The following is a 25778-nucleotide window of genomic DNA, read 5'->3' as shown; positions in this document are numbered from 1 at the left end:
TCACCGTGATCCGAACCCTTCGGTGCCGGCCGGGAGCCACTCGGCGGTGAGTCGCCGGTGGCCGAAACGGTTCAGGTCTTCGTCGACCAGTCGTCGCAGTCGTTCCAGGCCCGCGGCGTCGGAGCCCTCGATCCGCACGAGGAGGACGCCGGGCTCGGAGTGCAGGGTGAACAGCCCGTACGGTTCGACATGGATGGTCGCGGCCGTGCCGGTCTGCTCCACGCGCAGGGCGAGGGCCGCGTGTTCGGTGCCGTCGTGGCCGCGGAATCCGTAGTGGCCGCGCGCGGCCAAAGCGTTTGCGTGCTTGCAGAATTGGCGCACGTAGCGATCGGGGTCGGCGATCGCCACCCGCCCTTCCATGGTGGTCATGATGCTCAGATCCGGGTGGCGGAGAGCAGCCACGCCTGGATGACGGGCGGGTCGAGGAGGACGTCGAGGGTGGCGGGGGTCAGGGCGTCGATGCGCCAGCCGGTGGCGAAGGTGTGCTCGATGTCCGTGCGGGACAGGCGGTGCGGGCCCCAGTCGCCGGGCTGCTGGTCGCTGAAGCCGAGCATGAAGTAGCGGCCACCCGGGTGCAGGACGGCGGCGAGCTGGGCGGCGTAGGTGGGGCGGTCCGCGGGGGCGAGGGTGTGGAACAGTCCGCAGTCGAGGACGGTGTCGAAGGTTTCGCCGAGTGCGGTGAGTTCCAGTGCGTCGCCCTGTTGGAATTTCGCGGTGCGGCCGCGGGCGCGGGCCTTGATCCCGGCCAGTTCCACTGCCCGCTGCGAGCGGTCGACGCCGACCGCGTCGAGCCCGAGACCGGCCGCGAGCAGGGCGTGTTCGCCGGTGCCGCAACCGACATCGAGTACGCGTCCGGTGATCAGCCCGTCCGCCGCGAGGTCGGCGAAGGCGGTCTGCGGGCGGTCGATGTCCCAGGGCGGCTTGGTGGTCGTGTAGTCGGCTTCGTGGTGCTCTCGTGTGTTGTCGTCCATGGCTCAATTATTCGAGACACTGTGTCTACGGTCAAGGACCGAATGTAATCAGTGCAGGCACTGCGTATAGTCGGGGTGTGCCGAAGCTGTGGAACGAGACGATCGAGGCGCATCGAGCGCAGGTACGCGATGCCATCCTGGATGCGGCCGCGGCGCTGGCCATGGAGCACGGACTGCGCGGCGTCACCATGTCGCAGATCGCGGAGCGCGCCGGCATCGGGCGGGCGACGCTCTACAAGTACTTCTCCGACGTGGACACCATCCTGCGGACTTGGCATGTGCGGCAACTGGATACGCATCTCGCCGAACTCGTCCGGGTGCGGGAGGGCGGGGGCACGCCGGGGGAGCGGCTGCGGGTGGTGCTCGCGACCTACGCGCACATCGCCTGGCGCAGTGCGAGTCACCATCGGACCCTGGCCCGCCTCCTGGTCCCCGACGAGCAGATCGCCAACGCGCGCACACAACTTCGCGCGCTGATCCGCGAACTCCTCGACGAGGGCGCCCGGGCGGGTGAACTACGGGCCGATGTGCCGGTCGCGGAGCTCGCCGAATACTCCTTGCACGCCCTGGACGCCGCGGGCGAGTTCGAGAACGAGGCCGCGGTGGCGCGGCTGGTGAACGTGGTCGTGTCCAGCCTCGTGTAAATACCCACTGGGGGTATTAAGTTTTTCTCTGTCGGAACGAAGAACGATCGAGAGGAGCGGGCCGTCACCCTCGGCGCGGATTTCACCGTGACCGGCGAATACGGCCCGCAGATCCTGCCGGAACCCGGCCGGACCGCCGTGATCGACGACTACGCGGTGACCCTCGACGGTGACCTGGCCGCCGGCGACGGGGAGATGCTGACCTTCACCGTGCGCAAGGACGGTGTGCCGGTGACGGATCTGCAGCCGTACCTCGCGGCTTACGGTCATCTGGTGATCGTGCGCGCGGGTGATCTCGCTTACGTGCACGTCCACCCGGCCGGTGCGCCCGGCGACGGCGTCACCGCGCCCGGCCCGGCGGTCACCTTCCATGCCGTGGTCCCCGGTCCCGGCGTCTACCGGCTGTTTCTCGATTTCGAGCACGGTGAAGTGGTGCGCACGGCCGCCTTCACCCGCCCGGCGGCGGGCGATCGCTGAAGAACTGGTTTCCACAGCACCCTTGCGGGTTCACAGCCGACTCCCAGGCGCTGTGGAGTGGCGGGCCAGGTCGGGCCCATACGCTCCGCCGGTTGAATGGGTAATCCTGCGGACTAAGGAAAGGGCTGTGGATGGCCACCATGACCAGCGTCGCGGAAGAGGCGGTCCCGGCGGGACCGGGCGAGCCGCCACAAGCGGTCGCGCTCGATGGCCCGCCGGGGCGGCCGCGCTGGGAGCGGCCCGGAATCATCGGGCTGCTGGGTGCGACGACGGTGCTCTACCTGTGGGGACTGGGTGGAGTCGGCTGGGGCAATCCGTTCTACGCGGCGGCCGTGCAGTCGGGTACCAAGAGCTGGAAGGCGCTGCTGTTCGCGTCGATGGACCCGCAGAACGCCATCACGGTGGACAAGCCGCCGGCGTCCATGTGGGTGATGGCCTTGTCGGGCCGCGTCTTCGGCTTCAACTCGTGGTCGATGATGGCGCCGCAGGCGATCATGGGCGTGGTCTCCGTCGGCCTGCTGTTCCTGGCGGTCAAGCGCTGGGCGGGCCCCGCGGCCGGTCTGATCGCGGCGACCGCGCTGGCTCTGACTCCGGTGGCGGCCATGATGTTCCGGTTCAACAACCCGGACGCGCTCATGGTGCTGTTCATCGTGGCGGGCGCGTATTGCACTGTGCGGTCGGTCGATTCGCCGAGTGAGCGGTACTGGTCCGCGAGCACCGGCTGGCTGGCCGCGGCCGGCGTGCTCATGGGCTTCGGCTTCCTGGCCAAGATGATGCAGGCGTTCCTGGTGCTGCCGGGCCTGGCCCTGGTGGTGCTGGTGGCCGGCGCCGGCGGCTGGCTGCTGCGCGTCTACCGATTGCTCACCGCCGGACTCACTCTCGTGCTCTCCGCCGGCTGGTTCGTGGCGCTGGTCGCGCTGTGGCCCGCGAACTCGCGGCCGTGGATCGGTGGTTCGACCAGTAACAGCCTGTGGCAGCTGGCCGTCGACTACAACGGCCTGGGCCGCATCATGGGCAACAAGAACGGTGGCGGGCATCCGGCGCCGAAGGCCGTGCCCGATCCGACCGCCGTGCCCGATCCGCAGCAGCACGGGCCCAAGGGCGGCTGGGGCGGTTTCGGCAGCGACCCGGGTCCCACCCGGCTCTTCAAAGGTGAACTCGCGACCGAGTTCTCGTGGCTGCTGATCGCCGCGCTCATCGCGCTGATCGCCGGGCTGTGGCTGACCCGCCGCGCGCCGCGCACCGATCGGGTGCGGGCCGCGTTCCTGCTGTGGGGCGGCTGGCTGTTGAGCACGGCCGCCGTGCTGAGCACGATGGATCACGGATTCCACTCGTACTACGTGATGGAGCTGAGTCCCGCGGTGGCGGCGCTGGCCGCCGTCGGCGCGACCCAGCTGTGGCAGCGCCGCGCGCACTGGGCCGCCCGCGTGACCCTGGCCCTGATGGTCGCCGGCACCGGCGTATGGACGGTCGTGCTGCTGAACCGGACGCCCGACTGGCTGCCGTGGCTGCGCTGGACGCTGCTCGGCCTCGCTATCGTGGCGGCCGTACTCCTGCTGGTGGTGAACAACTTCCGTCGCTTCGCGCTCGGAATCGGTGTCTTCGCACTGGTTTCCGGCCTGCTCGGCTCCGCCGTCTACACGGTGGAGACGATCTCGCAGGTGCACCTCGGCGGCAGCCCGATCGCCGGTCCGCCCAATCCCGATCACGAGGGCGGCTTCGGCCGGGGCGGCGCTCCGGACCCGCAGCTGGCGGCGCTGATCTCGGCGACCGGCAACCGCTGGGCCGCGGCGGCCACCGGTTCGCAGGACGTCACCCCGCTCGAATTGACCACCGACAAGGCGCTGCTCGCCGTCGGCGGCTTCAGTGGCCGGGACCCGTCACTCAGCCTGGATCAGTTCAAGCAGTACGTGGCCAACCACGAGATCGGCTACTTCCTGGTCCACAACCGGGACGACAACGGTGGCTGGCACATGGGCCGTGACGAGAAAAACGACGCGGCGAAAATCACGGCGTGGGTGAAGGCCAACTTCACCTCCACCAAGATCGGCAGCATCGACGTCTACAACCTGAACCCGTAGTATCCGCTCACACACGATGGCCGCCCCGAATTCGGGGCGGCCATCGCTGTTTCGCGGATCGGGCAGCCGGGATCAGGGCGCTCGGCTCTCGCGGATCAGCGTTCAGCCTGCGAGTTCGATGCGGGCGGGTACGTGCTTGTGCCACGGCGTCCCCGCGATGGGGTCCCGCCACCCGCGATCGGTGAGATCGTTGGGCGCCACCCCGACGCGCCCCGCCGCCTCGTCCAGCCCGAACCCATTGGGCAGCGAGACATGGCCCGGCTGCATGCGATCGCTGATCTCCACCACCGCTTCGGCCGTGCCGGTGGCGGTCACGATGCGCGCGGCGCCACCCGTGGTCAGCCCGAGCCGCTCGGCATCCGCGGGATTGACGCGCAGCGCACCGCCCGCATCCCGGGTACGCCAGCTCGGATCGCGGAAAATGGCATTGGCACTGAAGGATCGGCGTTCGCCCGCCGCCAGCACGAACGGGAACTCCGCATCGGTATGCACCGCGGGCGTCTCCGGCAGCGCGTCGATGGCCTCCAGCAATTCCGGGATCGCGACGGGAATCCGGCCGTCGGCATGCGAGACGTAATTCCACGCGTCCGCGTAGTCGTCGGCCGTGAACACCACGCCGGAGCGGGATTCGAGAATCGCATCGAAGAGCGCATCGGCATCGCGATGCCCGGCCCGCCGCATGGCGGCCGGATACTCCCGGCCCACCCGCTGCGTGAGTGCCCACAGCACGGCCGCCGCTCGCGCCCCGTGCGGCAGTGTGGGACCGAGGGTTTCGTACAGCAGATAGGGCGCGACCCCCATCAGCTTCTTGTCCCGCAACGCCAGTGCCGCGAAGGTCAGGGCATAGGCGCGGCGGCCGAGTCGCGCCGCCGCTTTCAACGCGGTGAGCACGAGCGGCGACACCACGCGCAGTTCGCGCAGCAGCCGCGCATAGATCTCCGGTTCGGCCAGCGTCCCCGGTAGCGGATCCAGCAGGGGCGCGCGCAGATGGAAGGTGTTGCGCGGGAATTCCAGATTGAAGAAGGTGGCCTCCCACTTCTCGAACTGGCTGGCCGCGGGCAGCACATAGTCGGCCAGCCGTGCGGTCTCGGTGAACGCCACATCGATGACCACCACGGTGTCCAGCGCTTCGAGGGCCTTCTGGAAGGTGGCCGAATCCGCCAGTGAGTGTGCGGGATTCGAGGATTCCACCACCATGGCCCGGAAGCGTTTCGGATGGTCGGTGAGGATCTCCTCGGCGATCACATTGCACGGCACCATGCCGCCCAGCAACGCCGCCCCGGTGACCGGCGACTGCCGGACCTTCAGGCTGTAACTGGCCAGCGGCGCCATCCACGAATGCGGTTGCATGGCGCCGGGTCCGGCGAAGTTCCCGGTGAGCAGCCAGAGCAGTTTGTTGAGGTAGGAGACGAGCGTGCTGTTGGGCCCCTGCTGCACGCCGAGGTCCTCATAGGTGGAAACGCTTGCCGCCCCGGCGATCACGCGGGCGGTGCGGCGCAGCAGGTTCTCGTCCACTCCGCAGATCGCGGCGTAGGCGGGCACGTCGACCGTCCGCAGCGTGGTCAGCACCGGGTCGGCGCCGGTGGTGTGCGCGGCGAGGAACTCGTGGTCGACCAGGTCCTCCTGCACGAGCACGCCGAGCACCGCGGACAGGCACCAGGCGTCGGTGCCGGGCCGTACCTGGAGGTGGATATCGGCCAGTTCGGCGGTTTCCGTGCGCACCGGATCCAGCACGATCATGGTCCGCGCCGGATCGGTGGCGATCTGTTTGAGCACGGTGCGGGCGCGCGGCACCCCGTGCGATTGATAGGGATTCTTGCCGATGAACACCGAGACCTCGGCATGCTCGAAATCGCCGGTGGTGTGGCCGCCGGTGAGGTGGGCGTCCACCCAGCCTTCCCCGGTCTTCTCCTGTGCGAGCGCGGTGGACCGGTAGCGCCCGCCGAGGGCCCGCATGAGCGCGCCGGAGTAGGCCCCGCCCAGGTGATTGCCCTGTCCGCCACCGCCGTAGAAGAAGATGGATTCTCCGCCGTGCGCGTCGCGCACCGCGCGCAATCGTGCGGCGATCTCGGAAATGGCGGTGTCCCAGCCGATTTCGGTGAAGGAGCCGTCGGCTTCCCGGCGCAGTGGCGAGGTGAGCCGGGTGCCGCCGTTCTGGTAGTGGTCCAGCCGCAGTGCCTTGTTGCAGGTGTAGCCGGCCGAGGCGACGTGGTCCTTGTCGCCGCGGATCTTGGCGAATCGGCGGCCGTCCAGCTGGATGCGGATGCCGCAGTTGTTCTCACAGAGGATGCACGCGGTGGGCTGCCACTCCGGGCCGTTCGCTCCGTCCATGCGTCCAGACGGTAGCACGATCGGTATACATGTGCACCTGGTTTCATATGGGAGGGAAAATGAACAGTGGTGACCGGGAGTTAATCGGACATGTCAGACACGCGAATCCCGGAGCCAATGATTAACTGAGGCTTCATTGTCGAATCCCCTCGGCGTCATGAGCTGCAAGTTTCTTCGGCGATCCTGGCATTAGCCGTTCTTGTGCTCACGACTCGAAGCCGGGGGAGTCATGGACCGGAGGCGTTTTCTGAAGCAGGCCGCGATGCTGGGTGGCGCGGCGGGCGCCATGTCGATGCTGCCGCCGAGCCTGGTGCAGGCGTGGGCCGAACCGTCCCGGCCGGGTGGCTGGGAAGATATCGAGCACGTCGTCATCCTCATGCAGGAGAACCGCGCCTTCGACCATTACTACGGCGGCATGGCCGGCGTACGCGGGTACGCGGATCTCAATGCGCTGCAACTGTCCAGCGGCCGATCGGTCTTCCATCAGCCGGACGGCGCGGGCCACGTGCTGCCGTACACGACCGCGCTGGAGAACATCGACGGCACCGATCACGGCACCGGCACCGGCCACGACGCCTTCGCGTCCGGCCGCCACGACGGCTGGATCGAGGCCAAGACCGCGGGCTGCATGGTCGGCTACGACCGCGGCAGCCTGGAGTTCTACTACCAGCTGGCCGAGGCGTTCACCCTCCTCGACGGCTACCACTGCTCGGTCAACGGGCCCACCGACCCCAACCGCATGTACCTGTTCACCGGCACCGTCCGAAACCCCTTGGCACTGGACAACTTCGCCGAGAACCTGCAGACCTCACTGTTCGACTCCGATGCCAAACTGGCCTGGATCCGCAGCCTGCCGACCTCCGAGATCATCGACACCGTCCTGAATTTCGTGCACGGCGTGACCAGCGTGGTCCCGGAACCCGTGGTGCAGGCGGCCCTCGGCATGGTCGGCCGCTCCCGGGACCTGTTCCGCTACGACGCCCTGCTCGGGCCCGACGGCGGGCGCTACCTCAACGAGGTCATCTTCGGCCTGCCCTGGACCACCTACGCCGAACGCCTGCAGGAACGCGGGCTCGGCTGGCGCGTCTACCAGGAATGGGACAACTACACCGACAACACCCTCGACTTCTTCCTGCCCTTCCGCACCGCCGCTCGCACCGCGCTGAAGTACACCAACGGCGGTGGCAACCACGCCTTCGAGAACTTCTTCCGCTACTACAGCGACCTGCAACGCGACCCGAGCCTCGAAAACGCCTATGCCGCAGAACTACAGCGCGGCATGGCCGAACTGGCGCCCTCCGATCGCACCCTGGTGGAACGCGGCCTGCTGCGCTCGCGCACCGGCACCCTGGTCGACTCCTTCCGCGCGGATGTGGCGGCGGGGACGCTGCCGACGGTCTCCTGGATCGTGGCGCCGTACGTCGACTGCGAACATCCGGTCATGGGCCCGCGCAACGGTCAGGCGCTGGTGCGCGGCGTGCTCGAGGCGCTGGCCGAACATCCGGATGTCTGGAACAAGACCGTCTTCATCCTCAATTACGACGAGAGCGACGGCTACTTCGACCACCTCCCCGCACCCACCCCGCCACGCGGCGCGGAGGGCGAATACTTCTACGGCCACAACATCGGATTGGGCGCCCGCACCCCGGCCATCGTGGTCTCGCCGTGGAGCAAACAGGCGGTGAGCTCCGAACTCTTCGACCACACCTCGGTGCTGAAGTTCCTGGAACGCGTGACCGGGGTGGCCGAACCGAATATCAGCCCGTGGCGGCGCGCCATGTGCGGCGACCTGTCGTCACTGTTCGACTTCGGGGCACGGCGCACCCTGCTTCTGCCGACCACGCCACCGGCCGCCACCCAGCCGGATATCGGTGCGACGCAACCGATTCCGGCACTGCAGAAACTGCCGGTGCAGCAGTCCGGAAGCAAGCCGCGGGTGCCATTGCCGTACCGGCTCGACGTCCGCTGTCGCGCGAGCTGGGCCAAGGCCGTCACGCTCACGGTGCGCAACACCGGGACCGGCGCGGTGCAGTGCGCGGTCCACCCCAATGCCTTCGCCGCCGATTACACGCCCACCCGCCTCGACATCCCCGGTGGCGGCAGCGTGGATCAGCATCTCCCGATCACCTCCGGCCGCTACGACTACAGCGTCTACGGCCCCGACGGCTTCCAGCGTCGCTTCGCCGGAGACCTGGCCACCACGGGCGGCGCCCTCGAGGTGATCGCCGAGCCCGCCGCCGGGTCGAAGCGGAAACTGCTGTGGCAGTTCGAGAATCGCAGCCCCAAGCCGGTCACCTTCCTGGTCGTCGCGAATGCCTACCGGCAGGACGGACCCTGGACCATTCCGGTGGGTGCCGGGCAGACCGCGCGCCGGGACATGTCCTGCGACCGTGATACCGAGGGCGCGGGCTGGTACGACCTGACCGTCACCGTGGACGCCGACGCCGGATTCCTGCGGCGCGCACGAGGTTTCGTGGAGACTGGAGCCACCGGCCGCACCGCCGACGATGCCGCACCCTACGACCGGCTGCTGCTGGACCGCGCCAGCTACGAGCCCGGCCGCGATCTGGTGGTGAGTTACGCACTGGCGCAACCGGTCCCGCGGCACAGTCTCGCCTTCTACCCCGACACCGGAGACCTGGGCGGCACCGTGCCGGTCGGCGCGCCGCTGATGGTGGTGACACTCGCCGCGGGCGCGAGCCGCGACCAGATCGTCGTGCCCATGGCGGGTCCTCCTCGCCGATCGGCGACGGTGCACGCGGTCGGCGCGGGTTCGGCGGCCGAAGTGCATTCGGCCGCAGTCGGATCCGCGGTCGGGATCAAGGAAGCGGGTGAGGCGGGACAGCTGCCGTCCGGTTCGTATCTGCTGTATCACCTGGATGACGCGGGCAGGCCGCTGGTGCATCCGATTCGCTTCCGGGTGCTGTGACGACAGCAGCTCCGGTCCATCGGACCGGAGCTGCGAATGTGTCTGTCGCGGAGGTCAGTTGGTGACTCGCCCGCCCGCGACGTCGATGGTGATGCCCGTCAGGTACGACGATGCGTCCGAGGCCAGGAACAGCGCGGCCTCGGCCACATCGTCGGTCCGGCCCAGCCGGCGCAGCGGATGCGCGGCCGCGACCTGCTGCTGCACCGCCTCCGGCATGTTCGCGGCCACCTTCTCGGTCAGGATCGAACTCGGTGCGAGGGCATTGACGCGAATACCCTGCGGTCCGAGCTCTCCGGCCAGCTGCCGGGTCAGCATGATCACGCCGGCCTTGGCGGCGCCGTAGGCCAGATTCGCCTGGGAGGGTTGCCGTCCCGCGGTGGACGACATGGTGATGATGCTGCCGCTGCCCCGCTCCAGCAGGCCGGGCAGGAAGGTCTGCACGGTGAGGAAGACGGAGGTCAGCTCCGAGTCGAGCACCTGACGCCAGCGCTCCTCGGGCAGTTGCACACTGGGGATCGGATATCCCTGGCCACCGGCGAACGCCCCGACCACATCGACCGGTCCCAGCTCCCGCGCGACCAGATCGCGCACGGCGGCCAGCTCGGCGGCGGAGGTGACATCCGCGACCGCGGCGACCGCGGTGCCGCCGGCGGCGGTGATGCCGGTGACCACCTCGTCCAGTGCGACCTTGTCGCGGCCGACGACGCAGACCTTCGTCCCGTTGGCGGCCAGCAGGCGTGCGGTCTGCGCGCCGATGCCGCGGGATCCGCCGGTGATGACGGCGACCTTGCCGGCCAGATCGGAGTAGTTGCTGCTCATGGGAGTGAAGCCTTTCGAAAAGTGAAGTGCGGGTTGAGATTCGAGGGAGATTCAGCGCCGCGCGGCGGCAATGGCGGTGGCGATCAGCCAGATCAGGCCGCCGAAGCGGACGACCGGCAGCAGGAACGAGAACGGCGTGGCGACCAGCGCCAGCCCGGAGACGAAGGCCGCGACGGCGATGACCGATCCGAACCAGCCGACCCACCGCGGCAGGCTGCGGCCGAAGAGGACCGGAATCGAAATGCCCACGGCCAGTAGCCCGAATCCGGCGGCGAAGGCGGGACCGCCGGTCATATAGCCCATATCGGCGATGCTGCGCGCCAATTCCGGTGCGGCGGTGGCGGGCAGCCGGGCGCCGGTCCAGGCGAACAGCGCGCTGAGCGTGAGTGCCGCCGAGGCCAGCGCTCCGCCGATGACCGCGATCGGCGGCGCCTGCAGCACCCGGTGCAGCAGCGCCGTCGCAATGGCGAGCGGCGCGCCCGCCAGCAGGAGGAGCAGTGCGCCCGCATCGATGGATCCGTGGTGGGCGGTGGTGTAGGCCAGCACGTCGGCGCCGGAGGCGTCCGGATGCGGGGTGGCGGCATTGAGCGCGACGTAGGCGATGGTGAGGACGGCGAAGGCGGCGGTGGGGAAGAGGGCGGCGGTGTTCATCCGGGCGGCGGTGTCGGGGCGAACGGTGGCTGTGCTCATGGCGGTGATCCCTTGGTTTCGGTGAACCGTGCTGCCTAAATAATGATTACAACTTGAAACGATTGTCAAGTGTCTATCGTTTATCCGATGCTACGATTTCGTCGTGGATACGAATCAGGGGGCCGGGCCCCATCGCATGCCGGACGCGGTCGGATTCCTGTTGACGCAGGTCGGAGCCCATGCGGCCATGAGCTTCGGGGAACGGATGGCCGCGCTCGGCCTGAACCCCGCGCAGGCCGGACTGCTGCGGATCCTGATCGTGCAGCCCGGTCGCAGTCAGCGGGAGCTCGCCGATGAGCTCGGCATGCCGCCCAGCCGCTTCGTGAAGTTCGCCGACGAGATGGAGCAGCGTGGCCTGATCGAACGCAAACCCAATCCGGAGGATCGCCGCCTGCACGCGCTGTACCTGACGCAGCAGGGGCGCGAGCAGCTCGGGAAGGTCGGCGCGGTGGCCAAGGAGCACGAAGCGCACCTGACCCGGTCGCTGACCGAGGAAGAGCATCACCAGCTCTCGGCCCTGCTCGGTCGCATTGCCGCAGATCAGGGGCTTACGGCCGGTATACATCCGGGGTATCGCAAAATCTGACCTGAAACAGGTTCTAGACACTTAGAGGCTTTTGTCTTACCTTCGAACCATGAGTTCAATGGCGTCTCATGCGGTCCGATTCGAGCTACGGTCCGGCGAGACCTGGCGCGACCCCTGGCCCATGTATTCCGCACTGCGCGACCACGACCCGGTACACCGAGCCGTCCCGGAAGGCCGGGAATCCGACGACTTCTATGTGCTCACCAGGCACGCCGACGTCTACGCCGCCGCCCGCGACCCCGAGACCTTCTCCTCCGCCTCCGGACTGACCGTCGATTACATCGGCCTGGAGGCCGCGGGCGTCGGCCAGCACCGGCCCTTCGTCTTCATGGACCCGCCCGAGCACACCGAATTCCGCCGCCGCGTCGCCCCGGGATTCACACCCCGGCAGGTGAATTCGGTGGAACCCGCCGTACGTGAGTTCGTCGTCGAACGCATCGAACGACTGCGATCCGCCGGACAGGGCGATATCGTCGCCGAACTGTTCAAGCCGCTGCCCACCATGGTGGTCGCGCACTATCTCGGTGTGCCGGAACAGGATCGGGGCCACTTCGACAAGTGGACCGAGGCCATCGTGGGCGGCGCCGTCGCCGGGGCCGGCATCCAATCCGGCGGTCAGGAAGCGCTCACCGCCGTCGGTGAACTGGTCGGCTACTTCTCGGAACTGATCGCCCGCCGCCGCGCCGAACCCGGCGACGACACCATCTCGCACCTGCTGGCCTCCGGCCTCGGCGCGGACGGCGACAACGACGGCCTGGTCGCCATCCTCGGCTTCGCCTTCACCATGATCACCGGCGGCAACGACACCACCACCGGAAACCTCGGCGGCGCCGTACAACTGCTCACCACCAGCCCGGACCAGCGCCGCATCCTCATCGAGAACCCGCAGCTCATCCCGGACGCGGTCGAGGAATTCCTGCGCATGACCTCACCCGTGCAAGGCCTGGCCCGCACCGCCACCCGCGATGTCGAACTGCACGGCGTCACCATTCCGGCAGGCCGCCGCGTCCTGCTGTGCTACGGATCCGCGAACCGGGACGAGCGCGAATTCGGGCCCACCGCAGCCGAACTCGACGTGCGCCGCAACCCCAAGCGCATCATGACCTTCAGCCACGGCCACCACCACTGCCTGGGCGCGGCCGCCGCCCGCATGCAGGCCCGGGTCGCGCTCGAGGAACTCCTCGCCCGCTGCCCCGACTTCACCGTCGACCTCGACGCCGTCACCTGGACCCACGGCAACTACGTGCGCTGGCCCGTCTCCGTCCCGTTCCGGGCCGTGGCCTAGGCTCGCCCGAAACCGAAGGGAGCAGCCATGAGCCGGGACTGGCTGGCCGACGATCGCGCCGACCTCGCCGCCGAACGCATACTCGACGCGGCGGCCCGGCTCTTCGCCGAACACGGCGTGACCGCCGTCGGCATGGCCGATATCGCCAAGGCGGCCGGCTGCTCCCGCGCCACCCTCTACCGCTACTTCGAGAACCGGCAGGCGGTGCGGGTGGCCTTCGTGCACCGCGAAACCCGGCGCATCGCCACACAGTTGTTCGGCGCGGTCGGCGATATCGCGGATCCGGGCGAGCGGGTGGTCGAGGCCATGCTCGGGGCAGTGCGCGCGGTGCGCGCCGACCCCATGCTCATCGCCTGGTTCCGCGCCGGTGAGGCCGGACCGGCCGGCCGCATCAGCCAGGACTCCGACGTCATCGAATCCATTGCGGCAGCGCTGTTCACGTCCACCGAACTCACCGAGGCCGAACGCGGCCGGCTGGCGCGGTGGCTGACCCGCATCATCGTGTCCCTGCTGTCGTCCCCCGGACGCGACGAGGACGAGGAGCGGACCATGCTGGAGGAATTCGTGGTCCCACTCGTCGTCCGCGCCTTCGCCTGACCCGCCTCACGCCAATACGGTGCCGCCGTCCACGGTGAGAACGGGTGCCCTTGCGGGCGGGCCGGTGCGACAGAATGAGGCCATGTCATCCCGCCCCATGCCGGCCACCTTCACGACCGTGCACCCGCTCTCGCACAGTCAGCGGGAGCGGCGGCAGCGGTTGCTCGACGCGGCCCGCGACCTGGCCGCACAGGGCGGATACCCGGCGGTGACCATGCACGCGGTGGCCGATCGCGCCGAGCTCGCCCGCGCCACGGTGTACCGCTACTTCGGCAGCAAGGACCAGCTCCTGACCGCGGTGGGCGCTGAATGGGCGCGCGGCGTCATCGCCGCCCAACGCGCCATCGCCCTCGAATCCGGCACCGCCGCCGACCGCGTCGGCGCCCTCCTGGACGCCATCTTCGACCAGGCCGCCACCGAACTCCCCCTCTGCTCGGCCGTGGTCTCCGCCATCATCTCCGGCGACCCCACCGCCGACCGCGAACGCCGAGAGCTCTACGCCCTCTGGATGTCCCGCTTCGACGAAATCCTCGACACCGCCGTCCCCGCCGCCGACCGCGCCGAAATCGACTACCTCCTCGGCCAAATCCTCCTGGGCGCCTTCACCAGCATGTGCATGCTCGGCCAAACCCCCGACCAGATCCGCACCATGCTCGCCGCCGCCGCCCGCCGCCTCCTCCCGTGAACCGGTCGCGCGCAAGGATTTACACGGCGGCGGCGAAGAAGTCGACGAGGGAGTAGGGGGCGCGGTCGCCGAGGAGGATGGTCAGGAGTTCGGCGGCGTCGACGGCTTCGGTTGCGGCGCGGCGGAACATGGGCTCTTCGTAGGTGGTGAGGGCTGTTTCGAGGTCGTCGGGGTGGGCCGCGAGGGCTTCGGCCAGTTGGGAGCCGTCGAACATGGCCAGGTTGGCGCCCTCGCCCGATGGGGGCATCAGGTGGGCGGCGTCGCCGAGGAGGGTTACGCCGGGGACTCGGGTCCAGCGGTGGTCGTTCGGGAGGGTGTGGATCGGGCGCGGGGTGAGCGGGGTGTCGCCGGCGGTGATGAGGGCGGTGAGTTCCGGTGCCCAGCCGTCGAATTCGGCGGCGACGCGGTTCTTCGCGGCGGGGGAGTCGGTGAAGTCGATGGCGGTGATCCATTCGAGGGGACGCCGCAGCTGGATGTAGGTGTGCAGGATGCCGCCTGCCTCACGGTGGGCGCTGATCGCCTTGCCCGGGGCGCCGGAATACAGGGCGCCGGCGCCGACCATTGCGGCCGTTGCGGGGTGCTGCTCGTCGGCGTCGTGGAGGTAGGTCTCGATGAAAGTGGCGTCGGCGTATTCGGGTTTCGCCGCCGACAGCAGGGGGCGGACCTTGGACCAGGCGCCGTCCGCGCCCACCAGGAGTTCGGTCCGCACGGTCGTGCCGTCGGCGAAAGTCAGTTCGTGGCGGCCGTTTCCGAGGGATGCGACGCCGGCGAGCTTCTTACCCCACTGAATCGTCCCTTCCGGCAGGGATTCGATGAGGATGCGCCGGAGGTCGCCGCGTAGTACCTCGGGGCGTCCGTGGGTGTCCGCGGTCTGATCGTCGAGCAGTATCTGTCCCTGCTCGTCGACAATGCGTGACGCCTCGGCGCCCTCGTGGATGAGTGCCTGGAATTCTTCGGTGAGCCCGGCCGCCGCGAGGGCGAGCTGGCCGTTGTACTCGTGGATGTCGAGCTGCCCGCCCTGCGTCCGGGCGGCGGCGGAGGGCTCGGCCTCGTAGATGGTGGCGGCGATGCCGTGGATGTGGAGGACGCGGGCGAGGGTTAGTCCGCCGAGCCCCGCGCCGACGATCGTGACGGGTGACTTCATGATCCTGCTCCTCTCGAAGTATCTCTGGAACGTCGTTCCATGAATACAGCTTGGAACAACGTTCCAGACATGTCAAGATGGTCCTCATGGCGAACAGGACACAGCGCACCGAACGACGCTCGGACGCGCTGTCCAAGCAGCGGATCGTCGAGACCGCGATGGAGATCCTCGATACCGAGGGCGAGAGCGCCCTCACCTTCCGCGCCCTCGCCGCCCGCCTGGCGACCGGCGCCGGCGCGATCTACTGGCACGTCGATAACAAGAACGACCTACTCGCCACGGTCGCCGAGGACGTCATCGCCCGCGCCCTGGCCGGAGTCGGCGGCACGGCCGAACCCCGCGAGGCGATCCGGGCCATCGCCCTCGCGGTATTCGACGCCATCGACGCACACCCGTGGGTGGGCGCCCAACTCTCCGGCGAGCCCTGGCAACCCGCCGTACTGGAGATCTTCGACAGCCTCGGCGGGCGACTCCAGGCGCTCGGCGTCCCCGAACCGGCGCAGTTCGACGCGGCCTCCGCGCTGGTGAACTACATCCTCGGCCTCGCGGGCCAGTACGCCGCGGGCGCCCGGCTCCTCGGCCGCGAGACCGACCGATCGGCCTTCCTCGCGGGCGTCGCCGAACAGTGGACACGGCTCGGCCCCGCGAAATACCCGTTCCTGCATCGGGTCGCCGCGCAACTGGCCGAACACGACGACCGCCAGCAATTCCGCGCCGGCATCGACCTCATCCTCACCGGCATCGGAACCCTCTGACTCGAGGAACGGCGCGATATCCCGTGCGGTGACCGTAGACCCGGTCGTTCAACGCCTGCGCGAGATCGGCGACCGCCTCCCGGGCCTGCGGGATCGGGAGAGCGTGGAAGACATGCCAGAGCCCCCGATACTCGTGATGCCGCAGCGGGGCACCGGATTTCGCCGCATGCGCCGCGAACCGGCGAGCGTCCCCGGCGAGCAGATCGTCCCCCGCCGAGTGCAGGACGATGGGCGGCAACCCGGTGATATCCCGATAGAGCGGGGACAGGGCGCGACGTTCCGCCTCGGATCGACCGGGCAGATAGGCGTCCATGAACATCATCATGAGCTCCGGCGTGAGCAGCGGCTCCCGGCTCGGATCACAGTGCAGCGCCTCGGAATCCGAGGACAGATCCAGCACCGGGCAGATCAGCGCGAGCACCGCCGGGGCGGGCAGCCCTCGATCACGCAGCAGCAGCGCGAGATCCAGGGCGAGCGTGCCGCCCGCCGAATCCCCGGCCACCGCAATGCGTTCCGCCGGGATCCCGCGATCCAGCAGGGCCTGATACGCCGCGAGCGTGTCGTCGACGGCCGCCGGATGCGGATGTTCCGGCGCCAGCCGGTAATCCACCGCGTACACCGTGGTCCGCATGGCCGCCGCCAGCGCGCCGGTGAGCGGCCGCACCATCTCCGGCGCACCGATCACGAATCCGCTGCCGTGCAGGTACAGCACGGCCGCATCCGCGGGCGCGCCGCGGGGCGTGAGGGTTTCGACGGGAACGCCGCCCAGGCTCGCGTTCGCCACGGTCACGCCGTGCGGTGCGCGGGAGAAGCGGATGGTCGCCACCGCGCGCCGCCGCACCTGCGGCCAATCCGGTGCGGGCGCGAACCACCAGGTCCCGGTCAGCCGGGACAGGAAGCGCCACAGGGAAATCAGCACAACATTCTCACTTCTCGCTGGCTACGCGCTGACCCAATTGGTAATCCACCAGCTCGGGTGTACTCCGGACCATCTGTTCGAAGCGGCGGGGACTCCACGGCCACAATTCCGGCAGCCCGTCCTTGCCCAGGTACCAGCTGCGGCAGCCCGTGCTCCAGATGGTGTCGGGCGCGGCCGCGCGCATGCGGGCGTTGTAGCGGTCGGCGGCGGCCCGGGTCGGCTCGATGGTGGTGAATTCGTCTGCGCGCCAGCGCCGCAACCACTCCACGATGCGCGCGGACTGCGCCTCCGCCACCGCGGTGAGCGGATGATTGGCGACCGGTGAATGCGGCCCGACCAGCATGAACAGATTCGGGAAGCCCGGCATCATGGAACCCTCGAAGGCGCGCGGCCCGTCCTCCCACGCCTCGTCGAGCGTCCGGCCGCCCGTCCCCGTGACCGCCATCGGCCGCATGTAGGCGTGCGCGTCGAAACCCGTTGCCAATATCAGGATGTCGAGCTCGTGCCGGGCGCCGTCCACGGTGATCACGGCATCCTTCTCGACGCGTTCGATACCGCTGGTCACCAGCTCGACATCGGGCCGCTGGATCGCCGTGTAGAACCGGTCCGACACCACCAGCCGCTTGCACATGGCCTGATAATCCGGGGTGAGTTTGCGCCGCAGCTCCGGATCCTCGACCGAGGCGAGATTGCGTTCCACCACCCACTGGATGAACTTGCGGATCCGCCCGGGATGCACCAGCCCCTGCGAAAACGCCGCGAAGAAGGCACGATTCATGGCGTAGGGGAGATGCCCGAGCGCGGGCAGCCACCGGTACACGCTCTTGGACACGCGCGAATAGGCGCGGTTGACGGTCGGCAGGATCCACTGCGGAGTGCGCTGGAACAACACCAGCTCCGGCACTTCCCCGGCGAGCGCACACACCAGCTGGGTGCCGGTGGAGCCGGTGCCGATCACGCCGACGTGCTGCCCGGTCAGGTCCACGCCGTGATCCCAGCGCGCGGAATGCATGACGGTGCCGCCGAATTCGTCCAGCCCCGGAATATCCGGCCGATTCGGATGATGCAGGAAACCGGTGGCGCACATGAGGAAATCGACGCGGTCGACAGCGCCGTCGACGGTGGTGATGCGCCAGCCGTCGTCCTCGAATTCGGCCGCGACGATCTCGGCGTGGAAGCGGGTGCGATGGTGCAGGCCGTGCCGCCGCGCGACCCCGGCCAGGTAGTCCTTGATTTCCGAGCCGGGTGAATACAGCTGGGACCATTCGGGATTCAGCGCGAAGGTGAACTGGTAGTAGCGCGAGGGCACATCGCAGAACAGGCCGGGATAGGTGTTGTCGCGCCAGGTGCCGCCGTAATCGCCGGCCTTCTCGTAGATGGTGAATTCGGTGAAGCCCGCCCGTTGCAGTGCGACGCCGGTGGCGATGCCGGAGATTCCGGCGCCCACGATGGCGATGCGCGGTTGTCCATTGGGTCGGTGCGGTGGAGCAGCACTCATGGGACGCCAGCCTAGACTCGAGTCTCATTCTGGGGGTAGCTTTCGGGAACATCGATAGACATTCCGTCACTCGCTAGACGTAGTGTATAGCGAATGCTACGGTGTGCGACAGATCACAATTTCTCGTGAGGAAATCCAGTATGCGAGCACTCCAGTGGACCGGTCCGGAAACCATTGCCGTCAACGAGATTCCGGTCCCGGACATCGGGCCCAATGACCTCCTCATCCAAGTCGGCGCCGCCGGCGTCTGCCATTCCGACCTCACCCTGGTCAACTTCCCGTACCAGCTGCGCGACGATCCGCTCACCCTCGGACACGAAATCGCCGGCACCATCGCGGCGGTCGGCTCGGAGGTGAGCGGACGCGAGGTCGGCGAACGCGGACTGGTCTATCTCTTCTGGACCTGCGGCGTCTGCCGCGAATGCGTGAGCGGCAATGAAAACGTCTGTCTCGCAGCGGGTCGCGTCGCCATGCCGCCGTGCCCGGGCCTCACCATCGAGGGCGGCATGGCCGAGTACGTGCGCATTCCGGCCAATACTTTCGTGCCCGTCGGCGACCTCGACTTCCTGCAGGCCGCACCCGTCGCCGATGCCGCGCTCACCGCCTACCACGCCATTCGCGGGGCCGAGGAACAGTTGCGGCCCGGCGGTACCGCCCTCGCCATCGGCATCGGCGGGCTCGGGCATGTCGCGGTGCAGATCCTGCGTGCCATCAGCGGCGTGCGCGTGGTCGCTGTCGACGTGAGCCAGGAGAAGCTGGATCTGGCCACCGCCTGCGGCGCCGACCTCGGCATTCTCGCCGGTGACGGTGACGGTGTCGCGCAGCAGCTCCTCGACCTGACCGGCGGGCGCGGTGTGGACGCCGTCTTCGACTTCGTCGGCATCGACTCCACCGCGAAACTGGCCGTGGAATCCGTTGCGCCCAACGGGGCCTACCGCATGGTCGGCATCGGCGGCGGCACCCCGCCGGACATCAATGCCGGACCCGCCGGCGGACCCGGCCTGCCCTGGGGCGCGACTGTTCGAAAGTCGCTGGGCGGCACCCGCGGTGACCTGCATGCCTGCGTCGCGCTCGCGCAGGCGGGCAAGATCCACATGGAGGTCGAACGCTACGACCTCACCGAAGGCCCGGAAGCCTTCGCCCGCTTGGACAAGGGGCAGATCCGCGGGCGCGCGGTGCTCGTGCCCTAAGCGCCCTTCGCGGTTTCGGCCTCGTCCAGGAACTGCAACATGCGCGCCGCGATCTCCTCCGGGAACTCGCCGTTGACGGCGTGCGAGGCCGCGGGCCACACCTCGATCTGCGCGGCGGGCATCAGTTTCCGCGCCCGCTTCGCGATCCGCTTCGCCCGGTGCACGATGCTGCGCCCGCCGAAGATCCCGAGGAACGGCACCGAGATCGCGGCGAGCTTGTCCTTGGCAGGCTGATCCGTCATCGGCAGGAACGCCGCGAAATCCCGCATGCCCGAGGCGATCAACCGGCCCTCGGGCAGGTCCGCGGGCGCCTGCACGCCGCCGGAGATCCAGCCCAGCAGCCGATTCCGCCATTTGTCCGGCATCCCCGGCAGCACCGAACCCAGCGACACCGTGATCATCTTCCAGGTCACGCCGCCGAACACGAACGGCGAATCCAGAATCGCCACCGACGCCACCCGCTCCGGATGTCGCACAGCGAGATTCACCGCCGACCAGCCACCGATCGACGCCCCCAGCACATGCACCGGCCGCGACTCCAGCACCCGCAACGCCGCAGCCAGCCACGCCGCCTGATCCGCCGCATCGGTGAGCGGCTCCGACTGCACACTCGCCCCCGGCTCACCCAGCAGATCCAGCGTGATCACCGGCCGCACCCCGATCAACGAGGGCAGATTCGCCGCCCACATGGGCGTAGACGCCTGCCGCCCCGGCAACAAAACCAGCGGCGTCGCATCCCCCTCCCCGAACCGGTAGGCCCGCACCACCCCGAAAGCCGTTGGAATATCAACGGACTGCCGCACCGCAGGCAGCCCCCCGAACCCCTCCACATACGCGCTCTTGTACCGCTCGTACCCGGCAGTCTCCCGGAAATATCCGACCCGCTTGCCCTTGAACTTCGCGCCCACATTGTGCTGGGGAAAGTCGACCATCCCCTAAGGCTAATCTGCGTGGATCGGGGAGCCTGCGGGTGGAGGAGTCAGCGGAGGCGGGCTATGCGGCGTTGGAGCCAGCGGCGGGATTCGGCGTCTCGGGCGTGGAGGAGGATTTTGCGCTGGGAGGTGGGGGAGAGGGCGGTTAGTAGGTGGGCTATGCGGTTTCGGGTGTGCCAGCTGATCAAGTAGCGGACTGCGCCGGCGGTGGCCTGGTCGTCGGCCAGGTCGACCGCTCGGGCGAAGTCGGTGCGGTCTTCCAGGTCGAGGAATTGGCCCGGGATGCGTTCGTGGACGGGGTATCCCGTGTAGGCGCCGGTGCCGGCGGCGGACCAGGTGAAGAGGGTGAGGATGCGGTCGATCGGGTCAGGGTAGGCGGTTGCCAGGTGTTCGCGGATCTCGGTCAGGTCGGCTTCGATGAGGCCGTTGCCGGATTTCGTGGTGTCCAGGAACAGGTTTGCGTAGATCGCGAGGGGTTCGGGAATCTCGGTCACCCACTGGCGGGTGACGCGGTCGGATTCGGCTTGGCGGCGGGCGGCGGCGTGGAATTCGCGCAGCGGTCCGGTGACGCCGCGGACCGCGAGCCACTCCAGCGAACGCACGCCGTCGGCGAGGACGGCGTCCTGCGGCCAGCCGTCCCAGCGCAGTGAATATCCATGGTGCAGCGTCACGGTGGTGACCGGCCGGCCCGCCGCGTCCAGGAAGTCGAGGGCCACATCGCCCCAGCACATGCAGACGAACCCGGGCAGATCCGCGATGCGCAGGGCCGCGCGCAGCGCCTGCACGGCAACCGGGTCCCGTTCCTCGAGCAGCGGGGTGGAATCGCCGCGCATCTCCCGGACCCGGACCCAGTGGGCCCGCGCCAGTATGCGATCCAGAGCCTGCGGATCACGTCCGGTGCGCTCTCCCCCGAACGGCATACCTTGAACCCTAACGGGAACCCTGTGCTGACCGGGAGATCCTCGGCATACCTCGTGCCGTGGACCGCCGGGTGAATGTTGTCCATCCAGTAGCTGACTGGTTCGTACCAGTTGGGTGATACGGTTCGGTGTGACGCCGACAACTCGGACCCGACAAGGGGTCCGTGCGCAGTGACGGGGCTGGAACCAGCGAGTCTGTCTGCCGGCCACCAGCGACGGCGTACCGATCGGTTGCCCGACGGTGACCGACCGGCGCTGAACTGCATTGTTGCCGAGAGCCAGACATAGGAGAAACCGTGGCGCCATCGGACTCCCCGCGGGAAGCCGTCGCACCTCCTCCCGCACGCACCACCGGATTGTTCCGCACCAAGAGCGTCGAGCAGTCCATCCGCGATACCGACGAGCCGGACACCAAACTTCGCAAGGACCTGACGTCCTGGGACCTGACCATCTTCGGCGTCGCCGTCGTGGTCGGCGCCGGTATCTTCACCCTCACCGCGCGAACCGCCGGCAATACCGCCGGACCCGCGGTCTCGCTGGCCTTCGTGTTCGCCGCCATCGCCTGCGGTCTGGCCGCCCTCTGCTACGCCGAGTTCGCCTCGACGGTGCCGGTCGCGGGCAGCGCCTACACCTTCTCCTACGCCACCTTCGGTGAACTGGTCGCCTGGATCATCGGCTGGGACCTGATCCTCGAATTCGCCCTCGGCGCTTCCGTTGTCGCCAAGGGCTGGTCGCAGTATCTGGGCACCCTGCTGAACGGGCATCAGCCGCTGTGGCATTTCGGCTCGCACTCCTTCGACTGGGGCGCGTCCGGGCTCATCGTGATCCTGGGCGTGTTGCTGGCCATGGGCACCAAGCTGTCCTCGCGGGTGTCGGCCGTCGCGGTCGCCATCAAGCTGGCGGTCATCGTGCTGGTGGTCGTGGTCGGCGCCACCTACTTCAAGGCGTCCAACCTGAAGCCGTTCATTCCGCCGTCGGTGCCGAATGCCGGCAGTGGCGGGTCACATACCTTGCAGCAGACCCTGTTCCAGCTGGTGACCGGTGGCGGGAACAGCCACTTCGGCTGGTACGGCCTGCTCGCCGCGGCGTCCATCGTGTTCTTCGCGTTCATCGGTTTCGATGTGGTCGCGACTGCCGCCGAGGAGACCAAGGATCCGCAGCGCAATGTGCCGCGCGGCATTCTGGGCTCGCTGGCCATCGTGACAGTGCTGTACGTGGTGGTGTCGCTGGTGCTCACCGGTATGGTGCCCTACACCGATCTGCAGGGCGACGACGCAACGCTCGCAACGGCTTTCGCCATTCACGGCGTCACCTGGGCCAAGAACCTGATCTCCATCGGCGCGCTGGCCGGTCTGACCACCGTCGTCATGGTGCTGTTCCTGGGGCAGACGCGCGTGCTGTTCGCCATGTCCCGCGACGGACTGCTGCCGCGGCAGCTGGCGCACACCGGATCCAAGGGGACGCCGGTGCGCATCACCGCCATCGTCGGCGTGATCTGCGCGGTGCTGGCCGGTTTCGTCGACTTCGGCACGCTCGAAGAGATGGTCAATATCGGCACGCTGTTCGCGTTCGTGCTGGTGTCCATCGGCGTGATCATCCTGCGCAAGTCGCGGCCGGATCTGCAGCGAGGCTTCCGGGTTCCGCTGGTGCCGCTGGTCCCGATCCTGTCGGTGCTGGCCTGCGCCTGGCTGATGTTCAACCTGGCCGTGGAGACCTGGCTACGGTTCGTCATCTGGATGCTGATCGGCATGGTCGTGTACTTCGCGTACGGCCGACGGCATTCGAAATTGGCCAAAACCGGTAGCTGATCGGCTGCTCAGGTTCGGTGCTGGTGGTGTGTCTTCGCTATGACACACCGCGGACTGGTGTTCAATTGCTCTGAATAGTGAGAGTTGTGCCACAAGTTCCGCCCCGTCAGCACCGTTTCAGCATCCGAGAGGAACCGATCGTGAGCATGCTCCTCGCCGTGCACGATGCGTATACCCACGTTCTCGCGCAGATCGGCAACCCGACCCCGGAGACGCCTCCGGTGGCCGACAAACTGATGAAGCTGGTTCGCTACTTCACCTGGTTCACCATGCTTTCCGGCGTTACCGCCATCACCTACGGCGGCGGCCGCTTCGCGTGGGAGAAGTGGAGTGGCGGCGGCCTGGAATCGCCGAAGATGGTGGCGGGAGCCATGATCGGCGGCGCGACGGCCACGAGCGCGGGAACGATCATGAACGCGGTGATCGGGAACTAGCGCTGTACGTGAAAAGGGGGTGCGCCGAATTCGGCGCACCCCCTTCATATTTCAGGGCCTAGTTCTGGGCGAGCATCTTGTTCATCTGATCGATCTCACCCTTCTGCGCGGTGATGATGGACTGCGCGAGGCCTTTAGCGTCGGCGTTCGTGCCGTTCTTCAATTCCGTGTTCGACATGTCGATAGCGCCCTGATGATGCTCGATCATCATCTGCATCCACATCTTGTCGAAGGCCGGACCGGAAAGACCTGCCAACTCGGTCATCTGATCCTGCGACATGATGCCCGCCATGGCGTGATCCATGGTCGTGCTGGGTGCGGGCTTTCCGAACGACGCGAGCAGCTTGGTGATCTGCTGCATTTCCGGCGCCTGCGCGTTCTCCACATTCTTCGCCAGGGTGATGAGTTCCTGGTTCTGCGAACGGCTCGGCACCATCTTCGCCATATCGACGGCCTGAGCGTGATGCGGATACATCATGTCCAGGAAGCTCACGTCGGCGTCGTTGTACGACGGGGAATCGCTTTTGCTGCTGCTACATCCGGCGATGATCACCGCGAGCAGGGAAACGAGCGCCACCAGGGCGATCTTGGTACGGCTCTTGAACATGCTTGTACTCCTTGGTAATTGATCGGAATCGTGAAAAGGGCATGCGGAAACCCGCGACCCATCAGATTCGGAGAATCGCCAATTCGGAGAGCGTCAGCACGGTCCACGGCGGCGGCCGGGCCCGATGCGGCCGGGCTTGCCGGACCTTCATCGGTGGACGATCGCCGCGCCGCAGGCCGACCCAGGCCAGCAGCGCCAGCCCGAGCAGGAACAGCAGCGCGGAGAGCACGAACAGGCAGCCGTGCATCCCGGCGTGCCCACTACCGCAGTCGGTGCCCGCACACGCGGGCGCGGACATGTCCCGATGCTCGTTCATGACCATCGCCACGACGGTCTGCGAGCTCATGTCGTGCCGGCCGGAGTCTTCGTGATTCATGCCGATGACCAGTGAGTGCATGGCCACCAGCCCGGCCAGGAGCGCGAACAGGCCGAGAGCCCGGATATACCGGGTGCCGCATGCCTGTTGTCCGACCACGGCGGTCATTCTATCGACGCGCCCGGCTCGCCGACGCGGGCACTCACCCCCGGGCGGTAGCCTGACGCCCGTGTCACAGCGCGAACTGGTCATCCTCGGAACGGCCAGCCAAGTACCGACCAAGCAGCGCAATCACAATGGCTACCTGCTGCGCTGGGATGGCGAAGGAATGCTCTTCGACCCGGGTGAGGGCACGCAGCGGCAGATGATCTACGCGGGGGTGTCGGCGACCGACATCACCCGCATCGGCATCACCCATTTCCACGGCGATCACAGTCTCGGCCTGGCCGGGGTCGTCCAGCGCATCAGCCTCGACCGGGTGCCGCATCCGGTGGACGTGTACTACCCGGCCTCGGGGGAGCAGTTCTATCAGCGCCTGTGCCATTCCACGGCGTATCACCAGACCGGCGAGCTGCGGCCGCACCCCATCGCCGAACCGGGCGCGCTCGAGGCGCCCGCCGCGCCGTTCACCCTCCGCACCGAGCGGCTCTCGCATCCGGTCGAGGCCTTCGGCTATCGGCTGACCGAACCGGACGGCCGCCGCATTCTCCCCGAACGCCTGCGCGAACTCGGGCTCTCCGGCCCGGTGGTCGGCCGATTGCAACGCGACGGTCAGGTCGAGATCGACGGCCGCGTCATCACCCTCGACGAGGTGAGCGAACTGCGCCGCGGCCAGAGCTTCGCCTTCGTCATGGACACCCGCCTCTGCGATGGCGTGCACGAACTGGCCCGCGGCGTCGACATGCTCGTCATCGAGGCCACCTTCCTGGACGCCGACGGCCACCTGGCCACCGAATTCGGCCATCTGACCGCCGGTGAGGCGGGCCTGGTGGCCGCCCGCGCGGGCGCCCGCACCCTGGTCCTCACCCACTTCTCCCAGCGCTACCGCACCCTGGACGACCACCTGGAAGAGGCCCGGACCTTCTTCGACGGCGAGATCGTGGTGGCCGAGGACCTCATGCGAATTCCCATGCCGCCGCGTCGATAGTCGCGGGCGAGCA

General features: G+C 68.2%; 24 protein-coding genes and 1 pseudogene. 13 read left to right on the top strand and 12 right to left on the bottom strand.

The features are described from left to right. Positions 1–369, bottom strand: coding sequence for a DUF2218 domain-containing protein (locus ACH438_RS01815; RefSeq protein ID WP_397000053.1), 369 nt, complete (start codon positions 367–369; stop codon positions 1–3). A gap of 5 nt (positions 370–374) precedes the next feature. Then, positions 375–971, bottom strand: a complete 597-nt coding sequence (locus ACH438_RS01810; RefSeq protein ID WP_397000051.1) for a class I SAM-dependent methyltransferase — start codon at positions 969–971, stop codon at positions 375–377. Between the two features lie 77 nt (positions 972–1048). On the opposite strand from ACH438_RS01810, the gene ACH438_RS01805 reads away from it, so the two are divergent. The 3 genes and pseudogenes from ACH438_RS01805 to ACH438_RS01795 all read left to right on the top strand — a co-directional run bounded on the left by ACH438_RS01805 (position 1049) and on the right by ACH438_RS01795 (position 4173). Next, a complete protein-coding gene (locus ACH438_RS01805; RefSeq protein ID WP_397000049.1) occupies positions 1049–1615 on the top strand; it encodes a TetR/AcrR family transcriptional regulator in 567 nt (188 codons plus the stop codon). A gap of 60 nt (positions 1616–1675) precedes the next feature. Next, a pseudogene (locus ACH438_RS01800) lies at positions 1676–2092 on the top strand (hypothetical protein); the annotation flags it as partial. 131 nt (positions 2093–2223) lie between these two features. Further along, positions 2224–4173, top strand: coding sequence for an ArnT family glycosyltransferase (locus ACH438_RS01795; protein WP_397000047.1), 1950 nt, complete (start codon positions 2224–2226; stop codon positions 4171–4173). Between the two features lie 102 nt (positions 4174–4275). Here ACH438_RS01795 and ACH438_RS01790 read toward each other — a convergent pair whose 3' ends face one another. Continuing rightward, positions 4276–6504, bottom strand: coding sequence for a molybdopterin-dependent oxidoreductase (locus ACH438_RS01790; RefSeq protein ID WP_397000045.1), 2229 nt, complete (start codon positions 6502–6504; stop codon positions 4276–4278). Positions 6505–6733: 229 nt separating this feature from the next. Between ACH438_RS01790 and ACH438_RS01785 the strand changes: the two genes are divergently transcribed. Next, complete coding sequence (locus ACH438_RS01785) at positions 6734–9433, top strand: alkaline phosphatase family protein (RefSeq protein ID WP_397000043.1); 2700 nt, start codon at positions 6734–6736, stop codon at positions 9431–9433. Between the two features lie 54 nt (positions 9434–9487). Here the strand turns inward: ACH438_RS01785 and ACH438_RS01780 are convergent, their stop codons facing one another. Then, entirely contained in the window at positions 9488–10252 is a 765-nt protein-coding gene (locus ACH438_RS01780) for an SDR family NAD(P)-dependent oxidoreductase (RefSeq protein ID WP_397000040.1), read from the bottom strand. A gap of 51 nt (positions 10253–10303) precedes the next feature. Next, positions 10304–10942 (bottom strand): DUF4386 domain-containing protein, encoded by a 639-nt coding sequence (locus ACH438_RS01775; protein WP_397000038.1) that lies wholly within the window; start codon positions 10940–10942, stop codon positions 10304–10306. Positions 10943–11045: 103 nt separating this feature from the next. Between ACH438_RS01775 and ACH438_RS01770 the strand changes: the two genes are divergently transcribed. From ACH438_RS01770 to ACH438_RS01755, 4 genes are all read left to right on the top strand, one after another. Continuing rightward, entirely contained in the window at positions 11046–11528 is a 483-nt protein-coding gene (locus ACH438_RS01770) for a MarR family winged helix-turn-helix transcriptional regulator (RefSeq protein ID WP_397000036.1), read from the top strand. Between the two features lie 49 nt (positions 11529–11577). Next, positions 11578–12813 (top strand): cytochrome P450, encoded by a 1236-nt coding sequence (locus tag ACH438_RS01765; RefSeq protein ID WP_397000034.1) that lies wholly within the window; start codon positions 11578–11580, stop codon positions 12811–12813. Positions 12814–12840: 27 nt separating this feature from the next. Beyond that, the gene (locus ACH438_RS01760) at positions 12841–13410 is read left to right on the top strand and encodes a TetR/AcrR family transcriptional regulator (protein WP_397000032.1); all 570 of its coding nucleotides are present in this window, start codon (positions 12841–12843) and stop codon (positions 13408–13410) included. Between the two features lie 82 nt (positions 13411–13492). Beyond that, positions 13493–14095 carry a TetR/AcrR family transcriptional regulator gene (locus ACH438_RS01755; RefSeq protein WP_397000030.1) on the top strand — a complete coding sequence of 201 codons (603 nt, stop codon included), beginning with the start codon at positions 13493–13495 and terminating at the stop codon, positions 14093–14095. Positions 14096–14114: 19 nt separating this feature from the next. Here ACH438_RS01755 and ACH438_RS01750 read toward each other — a convergent pair whose 3' ends face one another. After that, entirely contained in the window at positions 14115–15239 is a 1125-nt protein-coding gene (locus tag ACH438_RS01750) for an FAD-dependent oxidoreductase (RefSeq protein WP_397000028.1), read from the bottom strand. Between the two features lie 86 nt (positions 15240–15325). On the opposite strand from ACH438_RS01750, the gene ACH438_RS01745 reads away from it, so the two are divergent. Continuing rightward, complete coding sequence (locus ACH438_RS01745) at positions 15326–15994, top strand: TetR/AcrR family transcriptional regulator (protein WP_397000026.1); 669 nt, start codon at positions 15326–15328, stop codon at positions 15992–15994. On the opposite strand, the gene ACH438_RS01740 is transcribed toward ACH438_RS01745, so the two are convergent. Further along, positions 15972–16913, bottom strand: a complete 942-nt coding sequence (locus ACH438_RS01740; RefSeq protein WP_397000024.1) for an alpha/beta hydrolase — start codon at positions 16911–16913, stop codon at positions 15972–15974. The genes ACH438_RS01745 and ACH438_RS01740 overlap by 23 nt on opposite strands. A 7-nt stretch (positions 16914–16920) precedes the next feature. Continuing rightward, a complete protein-coding gene (locus tag ACH438_RS01735; RefSeq protein ID WP_397000022.1) occupies positions 16921–18411 on the bottom strand; it encodes a flavin-containing monooxygenase in 1491 nt (496 codons plus the stop codon). A 140-nt stretch (positions 18412–18551) separates the two neighbouring features. Here ACH438_RS01735 and ACH438_RS01730 point away from each other — a divergent pair, with 140 nt between their 5' ends. After that, positions 18552–19601, top strand: coding sequence for an NAD(P)-dependent alcohol dehydrogenase (locus ACH438_RS01730; RefSeq protein WP_397000020.1), 1050 nt, complete (start codon positions 18552–18554; stop codon positions 19599–19601). On the opposite strand, the gene ACH438_RS01725 is transcribed toward ACH438_RS01730, so the two are convergent. Then, complete coding sequence (locus ACH438_RS01725; protein ID WP_397000018.1) at positions 19598–20533, bottom strand: alpha/beta fold hydrolase; 936 nt, start codon at positions 20531–20533, stop codon at positions 19598–19600. The genes ACH438_RS01730 and ACH438_RS01725 overlap by 4 nt on opposite strands. Before the next feature lie 47 nt (positions 20534–20580). Further along, on the bottom strand, positions 20581–21453 hold the full coding sequence (locus ACH438_RS01720; protein ID WP_397000016.1) for a hypothetical protein: 873 nt from the start codon (positions 21451–21453) through the stop codon (positions 20581–20583). A 296-nt stretch (positions 21454–21749) separates the two neighbouring features. Here ACH438_RS01720 and ACH438_RS01715 point away from each other — a divergent pair, with 296 nt between their 5' ends. Further along, positions 21750–23261, top strand: coding sequence for an APC family permease (locus ACH438_RS01715; protein WP_397000014.1), 1512 nt, complete (start codon positions 21750–21752; stop codon positions 23259–23261). A 146-nt stretch (positions 23262–23407) separates the two neighbouring features. Then, positions 23408–23695, top strand: coding sequence for a hypothetical protein (locus ACH438_RS01710; protein ID WP_397000729.1), 288 nt, complete (start codon positions 23408–23410; stop codon positions 23693–23695). Between the two features lie 58 nt (positions 23696–23753). On the opposite strand, the gene ACH438_RS01705 is transcribed toward ACH438_RS01710, so the two are convergent. Further along, positions 23754–24302, bottom strand: coding sequence for a DUF305 domain-containing protein (locus ACH438_RS01705; RefSeq protein ID WP_397000012.1), 549 nt, complete (start codon positions 24300–24302; stop codon positions 23754–23756). Between the two features lie 61 nt (positions 24303–24363). Then, positions 24364–24777: a DUF6153 family protein gene (locus ACH438_RS01700; RefSeq protein ID WP_397000010.1), complete on the bottom strand. Its 414-nt coding sequence runs from the start codon at positions 24775–24777 to the stop codon at positions 24364–24366. A gap of 70 nt (positions 24778–24847) precedes the next feature. Here ACH438_RS01700 and ACH438_RS01695 point away from each other — a divergent pair, with 70 nt between their 5' ends. Beyond that, positions 24848–25765 carry a ribonuclease Z gene (locus tag ACH438_RS01695; RefSeq protein ID WP_397000008.1) on the top strand — a complete coding sequence of 306 codons (918 nt, stop codon included), beginning with the start codon at positions 24848–24850 and terminating at the stop codon, positions 25763–25765. The last annotated feature ends 13 nt before the right edge of the window (positions 25766–25778 follow it).

Origin of the sequence: Nocardia sp. NPDC020380 (assembly GCF_044386975.1) — a bacterium.
Taxonomy (GTDB): domain Bacteria; phylum Actinomycetota; class Actinomycetes; order Mycobacteriales; family Mycobacteriaceae; genus Nocardia.
Note: the sequence above shows the minus strand (reverse complement) of the source record. Positions and strands in the feature narration are given on the sequence as shown.